This window comes from Paracoccus sp. J55 (assembly GCF_000513975.1).
GTDB lineage: Bacteria > Pseudomonadota > Alphaproteobacteria > Rhodobacterales > Rhodobacteraceae > Paracoccus.
In genome coordinates, this window is sequence record NZ_AZVA01000006.1 from 179,382 (window position 1) to 197,134 (window position 17,753).

15 protein-coding genes are annotated in these 17,753 nt (G+C 67.3%); 8 read left to right on the forward strand and 7 right to left on the reverse strand.

From position 1 onward, the window contains the following. Positions 1 to 89 precede the first annotated feature (89 nt). Positions 90 to 1,592, forward strand: a complete 1,503-nt coding sequence (locus PARJ55_RS0108350; protein WP_028712624.1) for an acetyl-CoA hydrolase/transferase family protein — start codon at positions 90 to 92, stop codon at positions 1,590 to 1,592. A 109-nt stretch (positions 1,593 to 1,701) separates the two neighbouring features. On the opposite strand, the gene PARJ55_RS0108355 is transcribed toward PARJ55_RS0108350, so the two are convergent. The 5 genes from PARJ55_RS0108355 to PARJ55_RS0108375 all read right to left on the reverse strand — a co-directional run bounded on the left by PARJ55_RS0108355 (position 1,702) and on the right by PARJ55_RS0108375 (position 5,551). After that, on the reverse strand, positions 1,702 to 2,484 hold the full coding sequence (locus PARJ55_RS0108355; protein ID WP_028712625.1) for a MetQ/NlpA family ABC transporter substrate-binding protein: 783 nt from the start codon (positions 2,482 to 2,484) through the stop codon (positions 1,702 to 1,704). Positions 2,485 to 2,500: 16 nt separating this feature from the next. Next, a complete protein-coding gene (locus PARJ55_RS0108360; protein WP_028712626.1) occupies positions 2,501 to 3,175 on the reverse strand; it encodes a methionine ABC transporter permease in 675 nt (224 codons plus the stop codon). Continuing rightward, positions 3,165 to 4,211 carry a methionine ABC transporter ATP-binding protein gene (locus tag PARJ55_RS0108365; protein ID WP_028712627.1) on the reverse strand — a complete coding sequence of 349 codons (1,047 nt, stop codon included), beginning with the start codon at positions 4,209 to 4,211 and terminating at the stop codon, positions 3,165 to 3,167. The genes PARJ55_RS0108360 and PARJ55_RS0108365 overlap by 11 nt, the downstream gene beginning before the upstream one ends. 132 nt (positions 4,212 to 4,343) lie before the next feature. Beyond that, complete coding sequence (gene tpiA / locus PARJ55_RS0108370) at positions 4,344 to 5,078, reverse strand: triose-phosphate isomerase (RefSeq protein ID WP_028712628.1); 735 nt, start codon at positions 5,076 to 5,078, stop codon at positions 4,344 to 4,346. Between the two features lie 101 nt (positions 5,079 to 5,179). Continuing rightward, complete coding sequence (locus PARJ55_RS0108375) at positions 5,180 to 5,551, reverse strand: iron-sulfur cluster assembly accessory protein (RefSeq protein WP_028712629.1); 372 nt, start codon at positions 5,549 to 5,551, stop codon at positions 5,180 to 5,182. A 195-nt stretch (positions 5,552 to 5,746) separates the two neighbouring features. Between PARJ55_RS0108375 and rpsD the strand changes: the two genes are divergently transcribed. Beyond that, positions 5,747 to 6,367: a 30S ribosomal protein S4 gene (gene rpsD / locus PARJ55_RS0108380; protein WP_011750529.1), complete on the forward strand. Its 621-nt coding sequence runs from the start codon at positions 5,747 to 5,749 to the stop codon at positions 6,365 to 6,367. Between the two features lie 203 nt (positions 6,368 to 6,570). Next, entirely contained in the window at positions 6,571 to 7,176 is a 606-nt protein-coding gene (locus tag PARJ55_RS0108385) for a hypothetical protein (RefSeq protein ID WP_028712630.1), read from the forward strand. 125 nt (positions 7,177 to 7,301) lie between these two features. On the opposite strand, the gene acnA is transcribed toward PARJ55_RS0108385, so the two are convergent. Continuing rightward, entirely contained in the window at positions 7,302 to 10,061 is a 2,760-nt protein-coding gene (gene acnA / locus PARJ55_RS0108390) for an aconitate hydratase AcnA (RefSeq protein ID WP_028712631.1), read from the reverse strand. A gap of 257 nt (positions 10,062 to 10,318) precedes the next feature. Here acnA and PARJ55_RS0108395 point away from each other — a divergent pair, with 257 nt between their 5' ends. The 5 genes from PARJ55_RS0108395 to PARJ55_RS0108415 all read left to right on the forward strand — a co-directional run bounded on the left by PARJ55_RS0108395 (position 10,319) and on the right by PARJ55_RS0108415 (position 16,881). After that, the gene (locus PARJ55_RS0108395; protein WP_028712632.1) at positions 10,319 to 11,401 is read left to right on the forward strand and encodes a thioredoxin family protein; all 1,083 of its coding nucleotides are present in this window, start codon (positions 10,319 to 10,321) and stop codon (positions 11,399 to 11,401) included. A 67-nt stretch (positions 11,402 to 11,468) separates the two neighbouring features. Further along, positions 11,469 to 12,074 (forward strand): inner membrane-spanning protein YciB, encoded by a 606-nt coding sequence (locus tag PARJ55_RS0108400; protein WP_028712633.1) that lies wholly within the window; start codon positions 11,469 to 11,471, stop codon positions 12,072 to 12,074. Positions 12,075 to 12,144: 70 nt separating this feature from the next. After that, positions 12,145 to 13,341 carry an O-succinylhomoserine sulfhydrylase gene (metZ, locus tag PARJ55_RS0108405; RefSeq protein WP_051416194.1) on the forward strand — a complete coding sequence of 399 codons (1,197 nt, stop codon included), beginning with the start codon at positions 12,145 to 12,147 and terminating at the stop codon, positions 13,339 to 13,341. Between the two features lie 25 nt (positions 13,342 to 13,366). Then, positions 13,367 to 14,410 carry a GTP cyclohydrolase FolE2 gene (gene folE2, locus PARJ55_RS0108410; protein WP_371255956.1) on the forward strand — a complete coding sequence of 348 codons (1,044 nt, stop codon included), beginning with the start codon at positions 13,367 to 13,369 and terminating at the stop codon, positions 14,408 to 14,410. Positions 14,411 to 14,469: 59 nt separating this feature from the next. Further along, the gene (locus tag PARJ55_RS0108415) at positions 14,470 to 16,881 is read left to right on the forward strand and encodes an ATP-dependent helicase (protein ID WP_028712636.1); all 2,412 of its coding nucleotides are present in this window, start codon (positions 14,470 to 14,472) and stop codon (positions 16,879 to 16,881) included. Here PARJ55_RS0108415 and PARJ55_RS0108420 read toward each other — a convergent pair. Continuing rightward, positions 16,878 to 17,717, reverse strand: a complete 840-nt coding sequence (locus tag PARJ55_RS0108420) for an NAD(P)H-binding protein (protein WP_028712637.1) — start codon at positions 17,715 to 17,717, stop codon at positions 16,878 to 16,880. The genes PARJ55_RS0108415 and PARJ55_RS0108420 overlap by 4 nt on opposite strands. Between the last annotated feature and the right edge of the window lie 36 nt (positions 17,718 to 17,753).

The following is a 17,753-nucleotide window of genomic DNA, read 5'->3' on the forward strand; positions in this document are numbered from 1 at the left end:
GGCCGGCCTTTCCTTGCGTGCATGGCTGGGTTGATTTGTCACTGCTGCGCAGAGGCCCTAATCATCCCGCCCAGATCAGGGAGGCTGCCATGACCGAGGATCACCTTCACCGCATCCGCCACAAGGCCCTGCGCGAGCGCGTGGTCAGCGCCGAAGAGGCCGCAAGCCTGATCCGCGACGGCATGGTGCTGGGCATGTCGGGCTTTACCCGCGCCGGCGAGGCCAAGGCGGTGCCCCTGGCTCTGGCCGAGCGCGCCAGGCGCGAGCCGCTGAAGGTGACGCTGATGACCGGGGCGTCGCTCGGCAACGACCTTGACAAGACCCTGGCCGAGGCGCAGGTGCTGTCGCGCCGCATCCCCTTCATGTCCGACCCGGCGCTGCGCCGTGCGATCAACGCCGGCGAGGTGATGTATATCGACCAGCACCTCTCCGAGACGGTCGAGCAGTTGCGCACCTGCCAGCTGCCGCCGGTGGACATCGCCATCGTCGAGGCGGTGGCGATCACCGAGACCGGCGGCATCGTCCCCACCACCTCGGTCGGCAATTCGGCAAGCTTCGCGCTGCTGGCCGAGAAGGTGATCGTCGAGATCAACCTGAGCCAGCCCGAGGCGCTGGAGGGGCTGCACGACATCTATATCCCCACCTATCGCCCCACCCGCACGCCGATCCCGGTGGTGACGCCGGAAAGCCGGGTCGGCTTTCCCTTCATCCCGGTGCCGCCCGAGCGCATCGCGGCCATCGTCGTCTCGACCAAGCTCGACTCCTCCTCGACGGTGCTGGATCCGGACGAGGAGACCCGCGCCATCGCCGGCCACCTGACCGAATTCCTGAAACACGAGGTGGCGCAGTCCCGGATGCCGGGCCACCTGCACCCGCTGCAGGCCGGCATCGGCACCATCGCCAACGCGGTGCTGCACGGGTTCATCGACAGCCCGTTCCACGACCTGACAATGTATTCCGAAGTCCTGCAGGATTCGACCTTCGACCTGATGGATGCGGGCAAGATGGTCTTTGCCTCGGGTTCCTCGATCACGCTCTCGGCGCCGAAATACCGCGAGGTGATGGCGCGGTTCCACGAGTTCAAGCCGCGGCTGGTGCTGCGTCCGCAGGAGATCTCGAACCACCCCGAGGTGGTGCGGCGGCTGGGGCTGATCTGCATCAACACGGCGCTGGAATTCGACCTTTACGGCAACGTGAACTCGACCCATGTCATGGGCACGCAGATGATGAACGGCATCGGCGGTTCGGGGGATTTCGCGAGGAACGCCTATCTGTCGGTTTTCGTGACGAAGTCCATGGCCAAGGCCGGGGCCATCTCCTCGGTGGTGCCGATGGTCAGCCATGTCGACCATACCGAGCATGACGTGGACATCCTGGTCACAGAGCAGGGGCTGGCCGACCTGCGCGGCCTTGCGCCGCGCGAGCGGGCGCGGGTGGTCCTGCAGAACTGCGTGGCCCCGGAATGGCGCGATGCGCTGGCGGATTACCACGACCGGGCGCTGGCGCGGGGCGGGCATACGCCGCATCTGATCGAGGAGGCGCTGAGCTGGCACGACCGGCTGCGCCGCACCGGCAGCATGAGGCCGGAATGAGCAAACGCCCCGCAGTATCGGCGGGGCGTTTCCTTGTGGCGCGGGGGATGGGGGCTCTGCCCCCGTCGCGTGCCGCGACTCCCCCGGGGTATTTGGGAAACCGAGAAGGTCACCAAGCCGGGATGACGGCGCCCTGGTATTTCTCCTCGATGAACTGCTTCACCGCCGGGTCGTGATAGGCCTCGACCAGTTGCTTGGCCCAGGGGGCGTCCTCGTCGCCCTGGCGCACCACGATGATGTTGGCATAGGGGCTGTCGGCCTTTTCCATGGCGATGGCGTCCTCGTTCGGGTTGAGGCCGGCATCCAACGCATAGTTGGTGTTGATGATGGCGATGTCGGCATCAGCCAGCGCGCGCGGCAGCTGCGCGGCCTCGAGTTCGAGGAAGCGCAGGTTCTTGGGATTCCCGGTCACGTCCAGCGGCGAGGGGGTGAGGCCGGTGCCGTCGGCCAGCGTGATCACGCCCTTGTCCTGCAGGATCAGCAGCGCGCGGCCGCCATTGGTCGGGTCGTTCGGAATCGCGACTTTGGCGCCTTCGGGCAGCTCGTCCAGCGATTTCAGCTTTTGCGAATAGACGCCCATCGGGGTGGTGATGGTCTTGGCGATGCTGACCAGCGCGAAGCCGCGGTCCTTGATCTGGTTGTCCAGATAGGGCTGGTGCTGGAAGCTGTTGGCCTGCAGGTCGCCATCGGCCAGCGCCTGGTTCGGCACTACGTAATCGGTGAATTCGACGATGTCGATGGTCAGGCCCTTGTCCTTGGCGACCTTGGCGACCTCTTCCATGATCTCGCCATGTTCGCCCGGAGAGACGCCGACCTTGATTTCCTCGGCGGCGGCCATGCCGGCGGCGAGGGCGAGGGCCGAGGTCAGGGCGGCAAGGCTGAATTTGCGCATGGGATGTCCTTTCAGGTTATCGGCCCCGGTTGCGGGGCGCGCGCTTGTCGAAACGGGCGGCGATCCATTCGCCGGCCGATTGCACCAGTTGCACCAGCACGATCAGGATCACGACTACGGCCAGCATCACCTCGGGCATGAAGCGCTGGTAGCCGTAGCGGATGCCGAGATCGCCCAGGCCCTCGCCGCCGACCGCGCCGACCATGGCCGAATAGCCGATCAGGCTGACCACGGCGAGCGTCAGGCCCAGGATGATGCCGGGCATCGCCTCGGGGATCAGCACCTTGCGCACGATCTGGCCGGGTGTCGCCCCCATGGCGCGGGCGGCTTCGATCAGGCCGGCATCGACCTCGCGGATGGCGGTCTCGATGAGGCGGGCGATGAAGGGGGCGGCCGCAATGGTCAGCGGCACGATGGCCGCGGTGGTGCCGATCGAGGTGCCGGCGATCAGCCGCGTGAAGGGGATGATCGCCACCACCAAGATGATGAAGGGCGTCGAGCGCGCCGCGTTCACGACCAGCCCCAGCACGGTGTTCAGCCAGGGCGCCGAGAGCAGCTCGCCCCGGCGCGAGGTGGCCAGGAACACGCCCAGCGGTCCGCCGATCAGCGTGCCGAGCAGCGTGGACATGGCGACCATGTAGAGCGTCTGCAGCGTCGCCTGCCAGAGGATCGGGATCAGGTTAGCCGACATAGCCAAGCACCTCGGTCAGAAGCCCGTGTTCTTCCAGGAAGCGGCGCGATTCCTCCAGCCGCTGGGCGGGCAGGGCGACGATCAGGCTGCCGAAGGGCCGGGTGCCGATCTCTTCGATGGCGCCGGCCAGGATGTTGACGCTGACCCCGCGTTCCGAGGTCAGCCGCGCCAGCATCGGGTCGGTCGCATGGCTGCCGATGAAGGTGACCTGCACCACTGCCTCGGCCTCGGGGCCCTGCGGCGCGTCCCGCATCTGGCCGGCGACGAATTGCGGCACGGCGACGCCGGTGACCCCGGTCAGGAAGGAGCGCGTGGTGGCATGGGCGGGTTTCGAGAACACCGCATAGGTCTCGCCCGTCTCGACGATGCGGCCGCCCTCGATCACCGCGACATGGCTGCAGATGTCGCGCACCACCGCCATTTCATGGGTGATGAGCAGGATGGTCAGGCCAAGCTCGCGGTTGATGGCTTGCAGCAGGTCCAGCACCTGCCGGGTGGTATCAGGGTCGAGGGCCGAGGTCGCCTCGTCCGACAGCAGCACGCGCGGCCCGGTGGCCAAGGCCCGGGCGATACCGACGCGCTGCTTCTGCCCGCCGGAAAGCTCGGCCGGGTAGCGGCCGGCCTGGGCGGTCAGGCCGACGCGCTCGATCAGCTCCGTGACACGGGGCGCGATCTTTGCGCGGTCCTCTCCGGCGATCTCCAGCGGCAGGGCGATGTTCTCGGCCACGGTGCGGCTGGCCAGCAGGTTGAAATGCTGGAAGATCATGCCGACCTCGCGGCGGATGCGGCGCAGGCTCGCATCCGAGGCGGCGCCCACGTCGCGCTCGTTCACGATCACCTTGCCGGCGCTGGGGCGCTCCAGCCCGTTCACCATGCGCAGCAGCGTCGACTTGCCGGCGCCGGATCGGCCGATGATGCCGGTGATCGCGCCCTGCGGCACGTCCAGCCAGATGTCGTGCAGCGCCACCACGTCGCTGCCGCCCTTTTGCGGATAGCGGCGCGTCACGCCCTGGAATGAGATTGCCGGCCCTGTCATCGCCCCTGCCTTGAATGTCAGGCGAGACCTATGCCTGCCGGGCCGGGCTTGGCAAGGGGCAGGCGTTCGCCAAAACGGCAATGCCATCCCAAACCGGGCCGGCCGGATGGAATGGCGTTCTTTTCGTGGGCGTTACGCTGCGGAAAGCGCGGCGATGATCGGGCCGAAATCGGCCGCCTTGAGGCTGGCGCCGCCGACCAGCGCGCCGTTCACATGCGGGATGGCGAAGATTTCGGCCGCATTGCCGGGCTTGACCGAGCCGCCATAGAGCAGGGCGAAGTCGGCCCCGTCGGCGAAACGCGCCGAGAGGCGCTCGCGCATCAGGGCATGCACCTCGGCGATCTGCTCGGAGGTGGGCGTGCGGCCGGTGCCGATGGCCCAGACCGGCTCATAGGCGATCACCGTGTTCGCGGCCGTGGCGCCATCCGGGACCGAGCCGGCCAGCTGTGCCGCGATCACGTCCAGCGTCTGGCCCGCATCGCGCTGCGCCTCGGTCTCGCCGACGCAGATCACCGCGACCAGCCCCGCCTCATGCGCGGCGACGGATTTGGCGGCGACCTGGGCGTCGGTTTCGGCATGATCGGTGCGGCGCTCGGAATGGCCGAGGATGACGTGGCTGGCGCCGGCGTCCCTGAGCTGCGCGGCAGCGATGTCGCCGGTATGGGCGCCCGAGGCTTTCGCATGGCAGTCCTGGCCGCCGGTGGCGATGCCCTTGGCTGCCATGGCATGGATCAGCGTGGCGGGCGGGCAGACCAGCAGGTCGCAGCCGGGCGCCGGGTGTTCGGCCAGCAGCCGGTCGATCTCGGCCAGCGAGGCCAGGGTTCCGTTCATCTTCCAGTTGCCGGCGGCGAGTTTGCGCGGGGCCATCAGCCTCTCCCTCTCTCTTGGTCTGACAGGGGATTAGGCCGGGGCTTTCCCGCGATCAAGACGGGCAGGGCGATGTGGGCGCTAACGCGCCGGAAAAACCCTCAGGTCTTGGCGCGCGACCCTTCGAGCGCCGCGAAGCTGACCGATTCGCCGCAGCCGCAGCTGTCGGTGACGTTCGGGTTGCGGAACCTGAAGCCGGATTCCAGCAGGCCGGTTTCATAGTCGATCTCGGTCCCGAACAGGAACATCTGCGCGGTGGGGGCGATCAGCACCCGCGCTTCGCCCTGTTCGACCACCTCGTCGCCGGGCGCGGCGGTCTCGGCCAGCTCCATGGTGTATTCCATGCCGGCGCAGCCGCCCTTCTTCAGGCCGATGCGCAGGCCGCTGGCGGATTTCTGGGCCATCAGCCGGGCGATCTGCCGCTCGGCCGCCTGGGTGATGGTCACGGGGGATTTGCCGGGGATCGAAAACATCTCGGGCCTTTTCTGTTCGCTGTCTCTCATTTAGGAGCAACGGGGCCGCCGCTCAAGGGGTGCTTGACACCGGGCGCGGGGCGGCTATAAGCGCCGCTTCATTGGTGTTGGTGGACCCCGCAAGGGGAATCCTGTCGGGCATTTCGCCAAAGGACAACGCCCTTCGAGAACATAACATAAAGAAGGAGATCAGCGATGACCAAACGCACCGCTGCCAAGTACAAGATCGACCGCCGCATGGGCGAGAACATCTGGGGCCGCGCCAAGTCGCCGCTCAACCGCCGCGAATACGGCCCCGGTCAGCACGGCCAGCGCCGCAAGGGCAAGCTGTCGGATTTCGGCACCCAGCTGCGCGCCAAGCAGAAGCTGAAGGGCTATTACGGCGACCTGACCGAGAAGCAGTTCCGCCGCATCTATGCGGAAGCCGAGCGCGTCAAGGGCGACACCGGCGAGAACCTGATCGGCCTGCTGGAGCGCCGCCTGGACGCGGTGATCTATCGCGCCAAGTTCGTGCCGACCATCTTCGCCGCCCGCCAGTTCGTGAACCACGGCCATGTCGAGGTGAACGGCAAGCGCGTGAACATCGCCTCCTATCGCGTGAAAGAGGGCGACGTCGTCTCGATCCGCGAGCGGTCGCGCCAGCTGGCCATCGTGCTGGAATCGGTCGGCCTGGCCGAGCGCGACGTGCCGGACTACCTGGAAGTGGACCACAACAAGATGACCGCGACCTTCGTGCGCACCCCGGCCTTGGGCGACGTGCCCTATGCCGTGCAGATGGAGCCGAACCTGGTCGTCGAATTCTACGCGAAGAACTGATCCTTTCGGGTCAGACGGGTTGCAGGGCCGTCCCTTCGGGGGCGGCCTTTTCCTTTGCGGCGCGGCCGCAGGGGTATTTGGAAAACAGAGAAGGCGGGGCCGTGCCCCCAAGGCCACAACCGGGGCCGGTAACGATCCTGTGGATTGCAGCGCCTGCCTGCGGTCTGGAATGAGAGCTCTACGGGCAAATCTCGGAGGATGCGATGCGGCTTGTGGCGGTTTTGATGGTGGTGCTGGCGCTGCCCGTTGCGGCGCAGGAGAAGCCCGCCAGGGACGAGCGGCTCTGGACCTGCGAGACCTCCATCGCCGGCGAAAAGACCGAGATCAACTATGTCCGCGATGCCGAATTCCGCGAGAATGTCGGGCGGCTCGAGAAGAACTTTTCGGGTTGGGGACGGATCTCGTGCCCCGGCTATGTCACCCTGCGCGAGATCCTGCGGCGCAACGCCATGGGTGATGACGGCAGCTATTGCCTGCTCTGGGACAAGCAGAACGACACCTATATCGGCGCGCAGAAAGGCCCGCGCAAGGGCAACGCCCTGTGCCGCAAGACCTTCTGCGAGCGGGTGAATTCGGCGCGGCAGGCGACCTTCCGCAATGCCAACGCGCTGGCGGTGGCGGGCTACGACGCGGTGACGCAGCGGCCCGGCGCCGCGATCCTGGCGGCGGGCTCGGGCCAGATGGTCGGCACGCTGGAGGCAGCGGGGGCGGCGGCCATGGGCATGGCGGCCTCTCCGGTGGCGGTCGGCTCGCTGGTCATCGGCTCGGCCGCCGTGGGCGGAACCATGTGGTATTGCGCCGAGGAATAGTGCCGCGCAGCCATGCTCGCTGCCCCGTGGCGCTTCACCGTTTTCCAAATACTCCCGCAGCGGCCCCACAAGCGAAAAGGCCGCCCCCGAAGGGACGGCCCGCGACACTTGCCCCGTGATGCGGATCAGGCCTTGGCCAGGTTGCGCAGCACGTAATGCAGCACGCCGCCGTTTTCGAGATATTCGATCTCGACCTCGGTATCGACCCGGGCCTTGAGCTGGATCACCTTCTCGCTGCCATCGGCATAGCGGATGGTGCAGGCGACCTGCGACAGCGGCTTGAACTCGCCCGCCAGCCCGTCGATCGAGATCACCTCGTCGCCCTTGAGCCCGAGGGTCTTGCGGTTCTCGCCGCCCGTGAACTCGAAGGGGATCACACCCATGCCGACCAGGTTCGAGCGGTGGATGCGCTCGAAGCTCTCGGCGATGACCGCCTTGACGCCCAGCAGGTTGGTGCCCTTGGCCGCCCAGTCGCGCGACGAGCCGGCGCCGTATTCGACGCCGCCGAAGATGACCAGCGGCGTGCCCTGCGCCTGATAGGCCATCGAGGCGTCGAAGATCGAGGTCTGCTGCCCGTCCGGGCCCAGGGTATAGCCGCCCTCGACCCCGTCCAGCATCTCGTTGCGGATGCGGATATTGGCGAAGGTGCCGCGCATCATCACTTCGTGGTTGCCGCGGCGCGAGCCGTAGCTGTTGAAGTCCTTGGGCGCGACCTGCCGCTCGGTCAGGTATTTGCCGGCCGGGGTGGTCGGCTTGAACGAGCCGGCGGGCGAGATGTGGTCGGTGGTGATCATGTCGCCCAGGATCGCCAGGATGCGGGCGCCCTGGATATCGTCGATCTGGCCCGGCTCCTTGGACATGCCGCGGAAATAGGGCGGGTTCTGGATATAGGTCGAGGTCGGCGGCCAGTCATAGGTCTCGCTGTCGGTGACCTCGACCGCCTGCCAGCGCTCGTCGCCCTTGAACACGTCGGCATATTTCTTCTGGAACGCCTCGCGGGTGACGGTGGCCTCGACCAGTTCCGCGACTTCCTGCGCGGTCGGCCAGATGTCCTTCAGGTAGACGTCCTTGCCCTCGGGCGTCTGGCCGATCGGGTCCTTGGTCAGGTTGATGTTCACGTCGCCGGCAATGGCATAGGCCACGACCAGCGGCGGCGAGGCCAGGTAGTTGGCACGCACGTCGGGCGAGATGCGGCCCTCGAAGTTGCGGTTGCCCGACAGCACGGCGGTCGCGACCAGGTCGTTGTCATGGATTGCCTTCGAGATCGCGGCATCGCCCAAGGGCCCCGAATTGCCGATGCAGGTGGTGCAGCCATAGCCGACCAGGTTGAAGCCGAGCGCGTCCAGATCCTCCTGCAGACCCGCTGCCTCCAGGTATTCGCCCACCACCTGCGAGCCGGGCGCGAGCGAGGTCTTGACCCAGGGCTTGCGGGTCAGGCCGAGCGCGCGCGCCTTGCGCGCCACCAGGCCGGCGCCGATCATCACATAGGGGTTCGAGGTGTTGGTGCAGGAGGTGATCGCCGCGATCACCACCGAACCGTCGCGGATGGTGTAGTCCTTGCCCTCGACCGCCACGGTCTTGCGCACGTCGGTGCCCGAGGCTGCGACCACGCCGCCGCCTTCCTCGACCATCTCTTCGGCCGCGGCCGACATGTCCACGCCGCGGTATTCGGCCACGGTCTTGTAGAAGGCCCGGGCGGCGAGGTTCAGCGGCGTGTAGTCCTGCGGGCGCTTCGGACCCGAGATCGCCGGGACGATGTCGCTCATGTCCAGATGCAGCGTGTCGGTATAGATCGGCTCGTAATCCGCGCCGCGCCAGAAGCCGTTCTGCTTGGCATAGGCCTCGACCAGGGCGATGCGCTCCTCGTCGCGGCCGGTGTTGCGCAGGTAGCGCAGCGTCTCGTTGTCGATGGGGAAGAAGCCGCAGGTGGCGCCGTATTCGGGGGCCATGTTGGCGATGGTGGCGCGGTCCGCCAGCGGCAGGTGGTCCAGCCCCTCGCCGTAGAATTCGACGAACTTGCCGACCACGCCCTTCTTGCGCAGCATCTGCACGACCTTCAGCACTAGGTCGGTCGCCGTGGTGCCCTCCATCATCCTGCCGGTCAGCTTGAAGCCCACGACCTCGGGGATCAGCATCGACACCGGCTGGCCCAGCATCGCCGCCTCGGCCTCGATGCCGCCGACGCCCCAGCCCAGCACGGCCAGGCCGTTGACCATGGTGGTGTGGCTGTCGGTGCCGACCAGCGTGTCGGGATAGGCGACGGTCTCGCCCGCCTGGTCGGTATCGGTCCAGACGGTCTGGGCCAGGTATTCCAGGTTCACCTGATGGCAGATGCCGGTGCCGGGCGGCACCACGCGGAAGTTGTTGAACGCGTTCTGGCCCCATTTCAGGAAGGTGTAGCGTTCCAGGTTCCGTTCATATTCCAGCTCGACATTGCGCTGGAAGGCGCGGGGATTGCCGAAATCGTCGATCATCACCGAATGGTCGATGACCAGGTCCACCGGGTTCAGCGGATTGATCTTTTGCGCGTCGCCGCCAAGCGCCTTGATGCCGTCGCGCATCGCCGCCAGGTCCACCACCGCCGGGACACCGGTAAAGTCCTGCATCAGCACCCGGGCCGGGCGATAGGCGATCTCGCGCGGGTTCTGACCGCCTTGCCGCGCCCACTCGGCGAAGGCCCTGATGTCCTCCACGCTGACCGTGCGGCCGCCGTCCTCGAAGCGCAGCAGGTTCTCCAGCACCACCTTCAGCGAGGCCGGCAGCTTCGAGAAATCGCCCAGGCCGGCCTGGGTCGCGGCGTCGATCGAGTAATAGGCATAGCTCTGAGAGCCCACCTGAAGCTGGCGGCGCGTCTTTGCGGTGTCTGTTCCGGTTTCGATGGGCATGACTCGGCTCCCTATCCTTGCAAAAAGGTGGCTGAATGGCGGTTCCGCCTGTCATTTGCCCCTTTTCGGCATGGGGATCAAGGGGGCGGGACAAGGTTTGTATGCAATTGTATGCCAAAATTTCGCTGCACTTGCAAGATGTGGGTTTTGCATCACGGTCACACGGCGGGAACGGCGCGCTAACAAAGCATTGATTTGTCGTTCCTGTGCCGGGCGGTTTACCTGATGCGGATCGGAAGGCCGGGAAAACGGACAAAATGGCGGCAGCGCGCATCGAGATGACGGACCGGGGGCAGGACAGACGGGCGATATCCTGGCCGGGCCTGGCCTGCGCGGCCTGGATGCTGCTGGCCGGACTGGCGGCGCCGGCATGGGCGCAGGACGCCCCGGCCGGTCCGGCGCCGGCGCCTGCGGCCTCCTCCATGCCCGGCCCGGACCGGGACTTCCTGTCCGACGAGGTCTCGGACTGGCCCTTGCCGCCGGCCTTTGCGGAGGAGGAAGAGGATGACGGCGTCATCGGCCTGATCGAGGCGCCCAAGGACGCGCCCGGCGTCCCGGCCGAGATGATGCCGCCCGCCATGCATCCCGAGACGCTGTCGGCGCCCGGCATCGTCTCTTTCGCCGAGGCGCAGCCGCGCAGCCGCATGATGGGGCCGGTGGGCCATCCGCCGGTGGTGGTCGAGCTCTTCACCTCGCAGGGCTGCTCCTCATGCCCGCCGGCGGACGAGATGCTGGCGGATCTGGCCGACCGCGAGGACGTGCTGGCGCTGTCATGGCATGTCGATTACTGGGATTATCTCGGCTGGGCCGATGATTTCGCCCGGCCGGAATTCACCCGCCGCCAGCAGGCCTATGCCCATCAGACCGGCGAGCGGGCGATCTATACCCCGCAACTGATCGTCGGCGGCACCGATACGCTGATCGCGCTGCGTCCGGCCGAGCTGATGGGCCTGCTGCAGACCCAGATGGCGCGCCCGGCGCCGGTCATGGTCTCCTCCAGCCCGGGCAAGGAGGGCTACCGCATCGAGCTGACGCCGCGCGGCCCCATCGCCGACCGGGTGGCGATCATCCTGGTGCGCTATGCGCCGCATCGCAAGGTCGCGATCAAGGCCGGAGAGAATCGCGGCATCGCGCTGGACTACCGCAACGTGGTGCTGGCCGCCGAACGCATCGCCGAATGGGACGGCCGCACGCCCCTGCGCATGACCGTCAGGCGCGACAGCCAGAACAGCGCCGACTTTCCCGACGATACCCGCCACGCCATCCTGGCGCAGGAGCTGGGGCAGGGCGATCCGCGCTCGGCCAGCGGTCCGATCCTGGCGGCGATCCGGCTGGACTGACGCGCCGCTTGCGCCGCGGCCGCCCTCGGGGCAAAACCCCGCCACCCGAGCATAAGAGGAATCCGCCTTGACCGAAGCCCGCAAGATCAATCCCTGGCTCAAGGCCGCGCTGGAATTCGGCCCGCTGATCCTGTTCTTCCTCGTCTTCTCGCGCTTCCGCGACCATGCGGTCACGCTGGCGGGCCGGGACTATTCCGGCTTCATCCTGGCGACGCTGGTCTTCATCCCGGTGCTGGTGCTCAGCACCCTGGCGCTGTGGCGGCTGACGGGCAGGCTGTCGCCCATGCAGATCGCCACGCTGGTGCTGGTCGTGGTCTTCGGCGGGTTGTCGGTCTGGCTGAACGATCCCCGCTTCTTCAAGATGAAGCCGACGATCATCTACCTGATCTTCGCCGCCCTGCTGGGCATCAGCCTGGCCCGGCGCCGCAACTGGCTGGAGCTGGTCATGTCCGAGGCCCTGCCGATGAATGCCGAGGGCTGGCGCATCCTGACCCTGCGCATGGTGGCGCTGTTTTTGGGCCTTGCCGCCGCGAACGAGGCGGTCTGGCGCCTGATGTCGGAAACCGCCTGGGTGAACTTCAAGACCTTCGGCCTGCCGGCGATCATGGTGGTGTTCTTCGTCGCCAATTCCCGCCTGTTCGAGCGCCACGCCCAGCCCCGCGACGGCGAATAGCGCCTGCTGCACCCTTGCACGGCTGGCCCGGCGGGAGTAACCGGACCTCCTGACCATCAGGAGCGAGCCCATGTCCCAGGAGTCGAAGGCCCAGGAGTCGAACCAGCCTCTGCATCCGCGCACGCGCGCCGTCCATCACGGCATCCGGCGCAGCCAGTATGGCGAGATGGCCGAGGCGCTGTTCATGACCCAGGGCTTCTCCTATGACAGCGCCGAGCAGGCCGAGGCCCGCTTCATCCAGACCGGCCCGGACGAGTTCATCTATGCCCGCTACGGCAACCCGACCTCGCGCATGTTCGAGGACCGCATCGCCGATCTGGAGGGGACCGAGGACGCCTTCGCCACCGCCAGCGGCATGGCGGCGGTCAACGGCGCGCTGATGTGCTTCGTCAAGCCGGGCGATCACATCGTCTCGTCGCGGGCGCTGTTCGGCTCCTGCCTCTATGTGCTCGACGTGCTGGCCCGCTTCGGGGTCGAGGTCTCCTATGTGGACGGCACCGATCTGGAGCAATGGCGCGCCGCGATCCGGCCCGGCACGAAGGCGGTATTCTTCGAGTCGGTGTCGAATCCGACGCTGGAGGTGGTGGATATCGCCGGCGTGGCGGACCTGGCCCATGCGGTCGGGGCGCTGGTGGTGGTGGACAATGTCTTCGCCACCCCGGTCTTTTCCCGCGCCGTCGAACAGGGCGCCGACGTGGTGGTCTATTCCGCGACCAAGCATATCGATGGCTCGGGCCGCTGCCTGGGCGGGGTGATCTGCGGCACGCGCCAGTTCGTGCGCGAGGTGGCCGAGCCCTATCTGAAGCATACCGGCGGCGCGATCAGCCCCTTCAACGCCTGGATGATGCTGAACGGGCTGGCGACGATGGAGCTGCGGGTGCGCGCCCAGACCGACAGCGCGCTGCGCATCGCGACCGAGCTGAAGGCCGAGCCGAAGCTTGCCCGGGTGATCTATCCCGGCCTGGCCGATCACCCGCAGCACGACCTGGTGCAGCGCCAGATGGGGGCGGGCGGCACCATGGTCGCCATCGACCTGGGCAGCAAGGAGGCGGCCTTCGCGGCGATGAACCGCATGCGCATCTTCCAGATCTCGAACAACCTGGGCGATGCGAAATCCATCGTCACCCATCCCGCCACCACCACGCACCAGCGCCTGTCCGAAGAGGTGCGGCTGGGCCTTGGCATCACGCCCGGCCTGCTGCGCCTGTCCATCGGGCTGGAGGATGCCGGAGACCTGATCGCGGACATCCGCCAGTCGCTGGCCTGATACAGGGGGCACCCGAACTTGCCGGGTGCCTCTTTCCTTTCTGGTCCCGAGTCCCCAGATTGTTGCCGACCGCCAAGCGAGGACGACCATGACCGAGGCCCGCCCCGTTGCCACCGACCGCGCCTATCCGGCGCTGAACCGCGAATATCCGGCCGATTTCCGGGTCGACGACAGCTACAAGGCCAGCCTGCCGGACCTGCAGAACGGTCCGGCCAGCCTGATCGTCGGCGCCCGCGCGCCGATCCAGCATGTCGGCATCTCGAATTTCCGCCTGCCCATCCGCTACCAGACCCCGCCCGATTCGGCGGATCACGGCGGCGAGATCACGCTGGAGACCTCGGTCACCGGCACCGTCAGCCTGGAGGCCGACCGCAAGGGCATCAACATGAGCCGCATCATGCGCTCGTTCTACGCCCATGCGGAAAAGCAGTTCTCGATGGGCGTGCTCGAGGCGGCGCTCGAGGATTACAAATCCGACCTGGACAGTTTCGACGCCCGCATCCAGATGCGGCTCAGCTATCCGATGCGGGTCGAATCGCTGCGTTCGGGCCTGTCGGGCTGGCAATATTACGACATCGCGCTGGAACTGGTCGAAAAGGCCGGACAACGGCTGCGGATCATGCATTTCGACTATGTCTATTCCTCGACCTGCCCCTGCTCGCTGGAACTCAGCGAACATGCCCGGCAGATGCGCGGCCAGCTGGCCACGCCGCATTCGCAGCGCAGCATCGCCCGGATCTCGGTGGTGATGCAGGGCGACACGCTCTGGTTCGAGGACATGGTGGCGCTGTGCCGCCGCGCCGTCGCCACCGAAACCCAGGTCATGGTCAAGCGCGAGGACGAACAGGCCTTTGCCGAGCTGAACGCCGCCAATCCGATCTTCGTCGAGGATGCGGTGCGCGCCTTTGCCGCCGAACTGATGGCCGAGCCGCGCATCGGCGATTTCCGCGTCGTCGCCAGCCACCAGGAATCGCTGCATTCGCATGACGCGGTCTCGGTGCTGACCCAGGGCGAGACCTTCGCCCATGCCAGCCTGGACCCCGCGATCTTCGCCGGTTTGCGGGCCTGATGTGAACAAGGCGTGAACACGGGCTTTCCCGACGCGCCGGCAGTGGCTATGGTGCGGGCATGAGCAATTTCGACGACTCGGATGCCTTCGAGGCCGCAGCCGCGCCGGTGCCGCAGAAAGGGCCGCTGTCCCAGCGTGCCATGGGCGCACGGCCGACGCCCTATCTGGATGGGTTGAACCCGGCGCAACGCGCGGCCGTCGAGGCGCTGGACGGCCCGGTCCTGCTGCTGGCCGGTGCCGGCACCGGCAAGACCCGGGCGCTGACCACGCGCATCGCGCATCTGCTGAACCTGGGCCTCGCCCGGCCCGGACAGATCCTGGCCGTGACCTTCACCAACAAGGCCGCGCGCGAGATGAAGGACCGCATCGGCCGGCTCCTGGGCGAGATGGTCGAGGGCATGCCCTGGCTCGGCACCTTCCACTCGATTAGCGTCAAGATCCTGCGCCGCCATGCCGAACTGATCGGCGACGGCGAGCTGCACCTGAAGCCCAGCTTCACCATCCTCGACACCGACGACCAGATCCGGCTGCTGAAGCAACTGATCCAGGCCGAGAACATAGACGAAAAGCGCTGGCCGGCGCGGCAGCTCGCGCATCTGATCGACGGCTGGAAGAACCGCTGCCTGTCCCCGGCAAAGCTGCCCAAGGGCGAGGAACGCGCCTTCGACGGCCGCGGTGGGCGGCTTTACGCCGCCTATCAGCGCCGGTTGCTGGAACTGAACGCGGTCGATTTCGGCGACCTGCTGATGCATTGCGTCAACCTGTTCCAGGCGCATCCCGACGTGCTGCGGGCCTGGCAGGACCGTTTCCGCTATATCCTCGTGGACGAATACCAGGACACCAACGTCGCGCAATACATGTGGCTGCGGCTGCTGGCCCAGGCGCATCGCAACATCTGCTGCGTCGGCGACGACGACCAGTCGATCTATGGCTGGCGCGGCGCCGAGGTCGGCAATATCCTGCGCTTCGAAAGCGATTTCCCCGGCGCGCAGGTGATCCGGCTGGAACAGAACTATCGCTCGACCCCGCATATCCTCGCCGCCGCCTCGGGGCTGATCGCGGCCAACAAGGGCCGGCTGGGCAAGACGCTGTGGACCGAGGCCGAGGAGGGCGAGCGCGTCCGCCTGATCGGCCATTGGGACAGCGAGGCCGAGGCGCGCTGGATCGGCGAGGAGATCGAGGCCTTCCACGGCGGCCATCGTCACAGCATCGGCCAGCGCAGCCTGAACGACATCGCCATCCTCGTGCGCGCCAGCCACCAGATGCGGGCCTTCGAGGACCGCTTCATGACCATCGGATTGCCTTACCGGGTGATCGGCGGTCCGCGCTTCTACGAGCGGGCCGAGATCCGCGATGCCATGGCCTATTTCCGGCTGGCGGTCAGCCCCACCGACGACCTGGCCTTCGAGCGCATCGTGAACGTGCCCAAGCGCGGCTTGGGCGACAAGGCGGTGCAGAAGATCCAGATCGAGGCGCGGGAACGCGGCCTGTCGCTTCTGGAAGGCGCGGCCTCGGCCGTCGCCACCGGCGCGCTTGGCGGCAAGGGGGCAGGGGCGCTGCGGCAGTTCACCGAGGCCATGGGCCGCTGGCATGCCGATGCGCTGGACGCCTCGGTGAACCATGTCGAGCTGGCCGAGCGCATCCTGGACGAATCCGGCTATACCGCCATGTGGCAGAACGACAAGTCGCCCGATGCGCCGGGGCGGCTGGACAACCTGAAGGAACTGGTCAAGGCGCTTGAGGAATTCGAGAACCTCCAGGGTTTCCTCGAACATGTCGCGCTGGTCATGGACAATGACAAGGGCGAGCAGGCCGAGCAGGTCTCGATCATGACGCTGCACGCCGCCAAGGGGCTGGAATATCCCATCGTCTTCCTGCCGGGATGGGAGGACGGGCTGTTCCCCAGCCAGCGCAGCATGGACGAGTCGGGCATGAAGGGGCTCGAGGAAGAGCGTCGCCTGGCCTATGTCGGCATCACCCGCGGCGAGGAACTGGTGACGATCAGCTTCGCCGGCAACCGCCGGATGTATGGGCAATGGCAGTCGTCGCTGCCCTCGCGCTTCATCGACGAACTGCCCGAGGATCATGTCGAGGTGCTGACGCCGCCCGGCCTTTATGGCGGCGGCTATGGTGCGGCGGCCCAGCCCTTTGCGCAATCGGTGATGCACGAACGCGCGGCGCGGGCGGATGTCTACAATTCGCCGGGCTGGAAGCGGATGCAGGAACGCTCCGCCCAGCGGGCGCAGCCCGTGCACCGCACGCCGGTGGTGATCGATGCCGAGCCGGCGGCGCGGTTTGCGGTCGGCGACCGGGTGTTCCACCAGAAATTCGGCAACGGCACGGTCATGGGCATTGCCGAGGACACGCTGACCGTCGAATTCCCGACCGGCTTCAAGACCATCAAGGCGGGCTATGTGCAGCCCGCCTCGGGCGGCTCGTCGGGCGCGTCCACCGACGACGTGCCGTTCTAGAGCGCGGCCCGCACCACATCCGCCAAGGGCGTGGTCGGCCGTCCGATCAGCGCCGACAGCTGCCGGCCATCGTCGAACAGCGCGCCCTGGCTTGCGCCCACGTCCCAGCCGGCGATTGTCGCCGCCAGCCCCTCCGGCAGCCCGGCCCCGACCAGCGCCGCGGCATGATCCGCCTCGGAGAGGTTGCGATAGGGGATGTCCTTGCCGCTCTGGCGCGAGACCTCGGCGGCAAGATCGGTCAGCGTCCAGGCGCTGTCGCCGGCCAGTTCATAGGTCTTGCCGGCATGGCTGCCATCCGCGGCCACGATCGCTGCGGCATCGGCATAATCCGCCCGCGCCGCGCCCGAGATCCGGCCCGCGCCCGCCGCCCCGATCAGCGCGCCGTGCTGCAAGGCGGCCGGAACCGCGCCGGTATAATTCTCGGCATACCAGCCATTGCGCAGGATCACATGCGGAATGCCGGATTCGGCCAGCGCCGCCTCGGTCGCCACATGCTCGCCCGCCAGCGACAGGGGCGAGCGGTCGGCATGCAGCAGACTGGTATAGATGATCTGCCCGACGCCGGCGGCCTTGGCCGCCGCGATCACGGCGCGGTGCTGCGCTTCGCGCTTGCCGACCTCGCTCGAGGAAATCAGTACCAGCCGCGCGACGCCCGCCAGCGCCGGCGCCAGCGTCTCGGGCCGGTCATAGTCGAAGGCGCGGGTCTCGACGCCCAGCTCGGCCTTTTCCGGCGAGCGCGCCAGGGCGACGATCTCGCCCGCGGGCAGCAGGGTCTTCAGCTTCTCGATGGTCAGGCGGCCCAGCTGGCCGGTGGCTCCGGTGACGGCAATGGTCATGGGGTTTCTCCTTCTTGCGCCGGGCAAGATAGGTGC